The organism is Limnohabitans sp. (assembly GCF_044373035.1).
In the GTDB taxonomy this organism is placed as follows: domain Bacteria; phylum Pseudomonadota; class Gammaproteobacteria; order Burkholderiales; family Burkholderiaceae_C; genus Limnohabitans_A.
The window spans coordinates 1-6681 of sequence record NZ_JBILQU010000126.1; the positions used below are offsets into that span (position 1 = coordinate 1).

The 6681-nt window shown below is 58.7% G+C and carries 7 protein-coding genes; 5 read left to right on the forward strand and 2 right to left on the reverse strand.

The window, feature by feature from the left end; translation table 11 throughout:
* Window positions 1-212 precede the first annotated feature (212 nt).
* Complete coding sequence (locus ACIQ47_RS13830) at window positions 213-629, reverse strand: type II toxin-antitoxin system VapC family toxin (protein ID WP_396438672.1); 417 nt, start codon at window positions 627-629, stop codon at window positions 213-215.
* Window positions 626-883 (reverse strand): type II toxin-antitoxin system Phd/YefM family antitoxin, encoded by a 258-nt coding sequence (locus ACIQ47_RS13835; protein WP_396438673.1) that lies wholly within the window; start codon window positions 881-883, stop codon window positions 626-628. Before ACIQ47_RS13835 ends, ACIQ47_RS13830 begins: the two co-directional genes overlap by 4 nt.
* A 214-nt stretch (window positions 884-1097) precedes the next feature.
* On the opposite strand from ACIQ47_RS13835, the gene ACIQ47_RS13840 reads away from it, so the two are divergent.
* The 5 genes from ACIQ47_RS13840 to ACIQ47_RS13860 all read left to right on the forward strand — a co-directional run bounded on the left by ACIQ47_RS13840 (window position 1098) and on the right by ACIQ47_RS13860 (window position 6335).
* Entirely contained in the window at window positions 1098-1370 is a 273-nt protein-coding gene (locus tag ACIQ47_RS13840) for a BrnT family toxin (RefSeq protein ID WP_396429540.1), read from the forward strand.
* Window positions 1357-1608: a hypothetical protein gene (locus ACIQ47_RS13845; protein WP_396429541.1), complete on the forward strand. Its 252-nt coding sequence runs from the start codon at window positions 1357-1359 to the stop codon at window positions 1606-1608. The genes ACIQ47_RS13840 and ACIQ47_RS13845 overlap by 14 nt, the downstream gene beginning before the upstream one ends.
* A 458-nt stretch (window positions 1609-2066) precedes the next feature.
* Window positions 2067-2240 carry a hypothetical protein gene (locus ACIQ47_RS13850; protein ID WP_396438674.1) on the forward strand — a complete coding sequence of 58 codons (174 nt, stop codon included), beginning with the start codon at window positions 2067-2069 and terminating at the stop codon, window positions 2238-2240.
* A gap of 408 nt (window positions 2241-2648) precedes the next feature.
* Window positions 2649-5429, forward strand: a complete 2781-nt coding sequence (locus ACIQ47_RS13855) for a DEAD/DEAH box helicase (protein ID WP_396438675.1) — start codon at window positions 2649-2651, stop codon at window positions 5427-5429.
* A gap of 36 nt (window positions 5430-5465) precedes the next feature.
* The gene (locus ACIQ47_RS13860; RefSeq protein WP_396438676.1) at window positions 5466-6335 is read left to right on the forward strand and encodes an SWIM zinc finger family protein; all 870 of its coding nucleotides are present in this window, start codon (window positions 5466-5468) and stop codon (window positions 6333-6335) included.
* Window positions 6336-6681 lie beyond the last annotated feature (346 nt).

Genomic DNA, 6681 nt, shown 5'->3' on the forward strand with positions numbered 1-6681 from the left:
GCCTGCCAGCACGTTTGCGCCAGCGCACAAACTGTATGAGAGTGCAGGATTTCGGCCCTGCGGCCCCTTTGGCGACTACCAACTTGACCCCCATAGCGTCTTCATGACCATGGACCTCCAAAGTCATGCGGCAGCTTGACTTCAGGTCACTCACAACGGCGTCTTGAGCGCATTTGGTGACATTTGAACCCCCCAAAGGTCAATAGGACCAATTAAACAGGTCCAAACGGATTGAACACCTCAAACCCCAACGCCCGGAAGTCGGCCACATTTCGGGTGGCAAGCGTCAATCCATGCACTTTCGCGGTGGCGGCAATCATGGCGTCTTCATAGAGCGTGTCTGACTTGCGGTGCATCAACTTTGCCCAAGCCGTGAAGGCTGCCACGTCCATCGGCAAGACGTTGTAAGCGTTCGCCACCAAGGCCAACCAGTCTTCAATCTGTTGCGTCTTTTCGGGGTCTTGTTCCCGGGTCAGCTCGACGCCCGCTTGGATTTCACCCAACGTGACCGCAGACACGTAAAGCTGGGCGTCATCCAGCGATTCCAGCCAAGCCAGAACGCCCCCATGCGGGCGCGGCCTGCGCAACTCAGACACCACATTGGTGTCCAGCAAATACCGCTTCGTCACAGCATCGGCTCCACAGGTCGACGCTTGGCTTGCCCTCGCTGCGGCACGATCAAATTGGTGCGGGCTTGGTCAGAGAGCAAAAGTTGCTTGAGCGATGGGCGAGCTGCCGACTGCATACGCCGCCACTCCTGCACGGGCACCAACACGGCAGCTTCGGCACCGCGCCGGGTGACCATTTGCGGGCCTTCAACCAAGCACGCATCTAAAAACTCACTGAACCGCGCTTTCGCGTCTTGAACTGGCCATATCTGCATCTCGCGCCTCCCTCAACTAGTCATCGATCTAGTCTGACCATTTTTCCGTCAACTGTCAATTCAACCGTGGCCGATCCTGCCTTGAGCACCGGCACACCTCAATCCACGTAATTTGTGATCAAGCGTCGCACCACTTTTCGTTGAAAGAGTGTGGCCACTGAATGCCTGTGCGGGTTAAAGTACGTTGCAAGAAGAAACTGGAAAGCTTGTGACCATGAAATTTGAATGGGACCCAACCAAAGCTGAAAGCAATGTCAAAAAACACAACGTCAGCTTCGATGAGGCTGCGTCGGTGTTCCTTGATGAACTCGCAGTTTCGGGTACCGATCCAGATCATTCTGTAGGCGAGTCCCGGTACATCACTTTTGGCGCATCAAGTTTGGGGCGCTTGCTGGCTGTATCACACACATACCGTGCAAGCGCCATTCGAATCATCAGTGCGCGGCGGGTCACCCGTTCTGAAAGGAAAATTTATGAAGAAAGTTGAAACTGAAATGCGGGCAGAGTACAAACGCTCAGACTTCTCCAAGCTGGAACGAGGCAAATTCTTCAAAGCCGCCTCCAAAGGCACATCGGTTGCCTTGATTGAGCCCAAACTCGCGAAAGCATTCCCCACATCAGAAGCGGTGAATGAGGCGCTCCGTGGCCTGCTCGTTCTGGCAGACGAAACAGCTCGCATCACTGGCCGAGCCAACAAAGTTTCGCGCAAACAGGCCGCAGCTTGAGTTTCCCAAAACCCCTGGCCTACGGACTGGTGAACGACGTGCTGCCCACCCACGAAGTCACTGTGGCCGCCGCCCGATAATGGTGTTTGTAGGAGCAGCACCCCGTGCGCGATTGCCCGCAGACCACAAACGCCCTTAGCGCGCAGGGCGCAGCTCCTACAGATCGCATCGCTGTTCGCTATGCCCAAGACAAGCCTTTCACTTCAAACTTCACAGGGTCGGATCAATAAGTCTGCCCGCAAACGCTGCTCAAACAGCTATTTCCCTTCACCACCCTCATTCATCAAACCATGTTCAGTGCTGCATTTATTTGGGAGCCCGGGTCCTACGACGCTGAGTTCAACGAACTCAATGCCATCATCGATGCAGTGGCCAAAGCCTCGCCCGGCTTTATCGGCGTCGAAGAGTGAGCCTCTGATGATGGCAAACGTCCCAATGCCACCAACTATTAGGAAACCATGTATGGCCTCAAAGCGTTGGGAACCCATCCCAGCCACATCGAGGCAAAACAAAAATATGCCCAGTGGTACAACGGCTATCACGTGGTCATCTCCGAGGTCATCAAGTCATATGGCGACTCTGCCTTTCAGCACCTCACACCCAATCACCGTGATGCAAGCGCACTGAAGTGAATCAGTCGCAGGGCGCCGTGACCGCACCGAGGCCAATGGATTGAACACCTCAAACCCCAGCACCTGGAATTCAGCCTCATTCCGCACAACTGCGGTCAGTCCATCCACTTTCGCGTTGGCGGCCATCATGGCGTTAACGTCAAACGTGGCGCAGGCAACACGGCAAGCGCGTCAATTTTTGACGGAATTGAGCGGGTCGGCTGCTGGTCGCACCATGGTAAATTTGACTTCTTTTTGACCCATCGACCAAGCTCCTGGTCAAGACCTTATGCCCGCTTTGATGTTTCGAGTATGTCAAGGGCCGCAACGGCGCAAACAGTTCGCTAAGTGCGAACAAAAAGACCCACCAAGCCACCCCATTGAAAGGGGTCATCGATTCGACCGGGTGCGCTGCTTGCACGCATGCCGATGAGTGCCCGCCTCACGCTATCGCCCCAAGGCCACCTTCGATTGGACTTGGATGGCCCGGATTCGGACGCCGCCTATGCCTTGGACGCTCCCTTGGATGCAAGCTTGCAAGGGCCGTTGGACAAGGCCTTTTCGGCAGGCGCGGGGCACGGCCTGCTGCACCTGGGGGCCACTGGCGTGGGGCAGGTTTTGCCGGGCGCATTCGCTTGGTGGCGTGACTTTGCTGCGCGGTATGTGACCGGACTGTGCGCCGTGGCAGACGAGACCGCAGTCGCCGACATCATGGTGGCCGTACCCGAGCGGGCGGCGCTGCAGGCTTGGCTGCTTGACCTGCCGCCCATGCGCGGGGCGGAGTATGCCGATGCCGACGTTCTGGCGCACTTGTGGGCGCAAACTGAGGCGGCGCTGCGCGCAGAACTGGCCGCATCGCAGACGACCTTGGCAGAATTTCTGCACAGCTGCAACGCGGCCTGGCACCAGGTGGGCCGGGTCCATTTCAATCTCGCAGAAAACCGCAAAGACCCGGATTCACCCTTCGCCTTCCTCGCCACCTACACCTCGCGCCTGTCCGCGCATGGCAAAGCCCAGCACATGCCACTGTCGCGCGCACTGACCGAGTTCTCAGACGGCAAACAGCAAGCGCAACTGCTCAACCTGCTGGTGCCCGTGCAACGTGCGGCGGAGCGATGCGCGTGGTTGATGGAGATGGTGGCTGAGGGCGAGATTTACCACCCGCTGCGTTGGACGCAGGCGCACGCCTATGCGTTTTTGCAAGATGTGCCCAAGCTAGAGGCCGCAGGCATTGTGGTGCGCACCCCCAGCAACTGGGCCGCAGGCCGCCCCGCACGCCCCAAGGTCAGCGCCAGCATTGGCAGCCAACAGCCCTCGGTGCTGGGCATGGACGCCCTGCTCGACTTCAACATGGGCGTCACCCTGGGTGACGACCCACTCACAGAGGCCGAAATACAAGCCCTGCTCCAAGGCGGCGATGGCCTGCAACTCTTGCGCGGCAACTGGGTCGAGGTGGACGCCCAAAAGCTCAAGCGCATGCTGCAGCGTTTCACCGACATCCAAAACATCAGCACCCGCCAAGGCCTGTCGTTTGCCGAGGCCATGCGCCTGACGGCACGCGCCTCCCTCGATGCAGGCGATGGCACGGTTGACGACGCGGCCGACTGGTCTGCGGTCAGCGCAGGACCCTGGCTTGCCCAAACGCTGCAAGGCCTGCGCCAACCCGAAGGCTTGGCCCACATTGACCCGCGCCCCGAATTGCAAGCCACCTTGCGCCCCTACCAAGAAGCGGGCGTGCGATGGCTTTACTTGCTCACGCGGTTGGGCCTGGGCGCCTGCTTGGCCGACGACATGGGGCTTGGCAAGACCATGCAAATCCTGTCGCTGCTCTTGGTGCTCCAACGTGAAAATTCCCGTGAAAGTAAGCAGGAAAGCAAGCTCGAAGACAAGCGCAAAACCAAGGGTGCTACCCCAGCTACCCCAGCCACCCCCGCGCCCACCCTGCTGGTGGCCCCGGCTTCGCTGCTGGCCAATTGGCACGCGGAGAGCCAGCGTTTTGCCCCCAGCCTCAAGGTGCTCATCGCCCATCCATCGGCCATGCCCGCAGAGCAATTGCGGGCCCTTGATGCCACCGCCTTCGCGCAGGTCGATCTGGTGATCACCAGCTACAGCACGCTGCTGCGCTTGCCTGCGCTGCTGCAAATGCGCTGGCAGCTCGTGGTGGCCGACGAAGCGCAGGCCTTGAAAAACCCCGGTGCCAAGCAAACGCAGGCCATTAAAAAGCTCAACGCGGCCAGCCGCATCGCCCTCACCGGCACGCCTGTCGAAAACCGCCTGTCTGACCTGTGGTCTATTTTTGACTTCACCCACCCCGGCCTGCTCGGATCGGCCAAAGTGTTTGGCAGCTTCGCCAAGCGCCTAGACAGCCAAAAGCACTACGGCCCCCTGCGGGCACTGGTCAGCCCCTACATTCTTCGCCGCCTCAAGACCGACAAACGCGTCATCAGCGATCTGCCCGACAAAACGCAAACCAATGCCTGGTGCCACTTGCGGCCCGCGCAGGCGGCCTTGTACCAGGCGGCAGTCAAAGAGTTGGCCAAGGCCTTGGAAACAAGCGACGGCATGGCGCGGCGCGGTTTGGTGCTGTCTTACTTGATGCGCTTCAAACAAATTTGCAACCACCCCTCCCAATGGCAAGGCAATGGCGCGTGGGACGAAGAAAACAGCGGCAAATTTGCCCGCCTGCGCGAGCTGGCAGAAGTCATTGCGGCCAAGCAAGAAAAGATGCTGGTCTTCACCCAGTTCCGCGAAACAACCGCACCCCTGGCCGCATTTTTGGGCAGCATTTTTGGCCGCGAAGGCCTGGTCTTGCACGGCGGCACGCCGGTGGCCCAACGGCGCGAGTTGGTCAAACGGTTTCAAAAAGACGATGCCACGCCCTTCTTCATACTCTCCCTCAAAGCCGGGGGCTCGGGCCTGAATCTGACTGCCGCCTCGCACGTCGTTCACTTTGACCGCTGGTGGAATCCCGCCGTCGAAAACCAAGCCACAGACCGCGCTTATCGCATCGGCCAAAAGCGCAACGTGCTGGTGCACAAATTTGTCTGCCGAGGCACCATCGAAGAACGCATCAACCAAATGATCGAATCCAAACAAGCCCTGGTCAACGATGTGCTGCAAAACGACACCGAGGTGCAACTCACCGAGTTGAGCGACAAAGAGTTGCTCAATTTGGTGCAGCTCGATATTCACACCGCCATAGAGGGCTAACCGTCCACCACCCACTATTCAAAGGAGATCGCAACCATGGGTTATTTTGGCTACAAACCGTATGCCTCAGTGGCCAGCCGCCGCGCCAATGCGCTCAAGGCCGTGGTCAAGGCCAACAAAAAAGGCACCCACTACGCGCCCATCGCGCCCTACACCGGCGCCATCGCCAAAACCTTTTGGGGCAAGGCCTGGTGCAGCAATTTGGAGCAATACAGCGACTACGAGAGCCGTCTGCCGCGTGGCCGCAGCTACGTGCGCAACGGCTCGGTGATCGATCTGCAAATCAGCACCGGCAGCGTGCGGGCCTTGGTCATGGGCTCATCACTGTACGAAGTCGACATCACCATCCAAGCCCTGCCAGAGCCGCGCTGGAAAGCCGTGTGCGCGGACTGCGCCAACTCCGTCGCCTCGCTGATTGAACTGCTGCAAGGCAAGCTGTCCAAACCGGTCATGGAGCGCATTTGCGCACCCACCACCGGGCTGTTCCCCTCGCCCAAAGAACTGAAGTTTGAATGCAGTTGCCCCGATTGGGCGGGCATGTGCAAACACGTAGCCGCAGTGTTCTACGGCGTGGGCGCCAGAATGGACCAACAGCCCGAACTGCTGTTCAAGCTGCGCCATGTAAACGCCTTGGACTTGGTCGCACAGGCCAGCGTTGCCCAGCCGTCTGCCAGCAAAACCAAATCCAGCAAAGTGATGGACGCCAGCGATTTGGGCGACGTGTTTGGCTTGGATATGGATTTGGGGGTGGATACGGGGGTAGATACAGCGCCTGCCAAACCGAAAACCACTCAGGTGAAAGCGCCAGTCAAAGTGGCAGCGAAAGCGAAAACAGCGGCCAAAGCAGCGCCAAAACCAATTGCAAAGAAAACCGTCGCCAAAAAGGCTGTCAAACAGCGCGTCTAAAAATGCCGAAAGCCATCCATTGAATCCGTGAAAGCCCACGTCCCATCCAACACAATCCATTGAATCACACGGTTTTATTGATCCGGACTTGCGAAGTCTGAAATGGTTTATTCGCACCCTATCCGTCCTATTGGCCAGATCATGAAAATCTTCCACAACACCCACCACGCCCAACACGCTGGCCGTCAGGAAATGTTCCGGGGCCGCTTGGTCGATTGACATGAAGTGCCCGACCGTTTGCGCTATGTGCTGGATGAACTGCAGCGTCGCCCGGTGGGGCAGTTGATGAGCCCCGATGCAGCGCTGGATGTGCACGCCGCCATGGCCCGCGTTCATGCGCCGGACT

Bases quoted from the DNA above. Each gene is read 5' to 3' on its own strand.
- ACIQ47_RS13835 (WP_396438673.1), bottom strand. From the start codon at position 883: ATGCAGATATGGCCAGTTCAAGACGCGAAAGCGCGGTTCAGTGAGTTT.
- ACIQ47_RS13840 (WP_396429540.1), top strand. From the start codon at position 1,098: ATGAAATTTGAATGGGACCCAACCAAAGCTGAAAGCAATGTCAAAAAA.
- ACIQ47_RS13845 (WP_396429541.1), top strand. From the start codon at position 1,357: ATGAAGAAAGTTGAAACTGAAATGCGGGCAGAGTACAAACGCTCAGAC.
- ACIQ47_RS13850 (WP_396438674.1), top strand. From the start codon at position 2,067: ATGTATGGCCTCAAAGCGTTGGGAACCCATCCCAGCCACATCGAGGCA.
- ACIQ47_RS13855 (WP_396438675.1), top strand. From the start codon at position 2,649: ATGAGTGCCCGCCTCACGCTATCGCCCCAAGGCCACCTTCGATTGGAC.
- ACIQ47_RS13860 (WP_396438676.1), top strand. From the start codon at position 5,466: ATGGGTTATTTTGGCTACAAACCGTATGCCTCAGTGGCCAGCCGCCGC.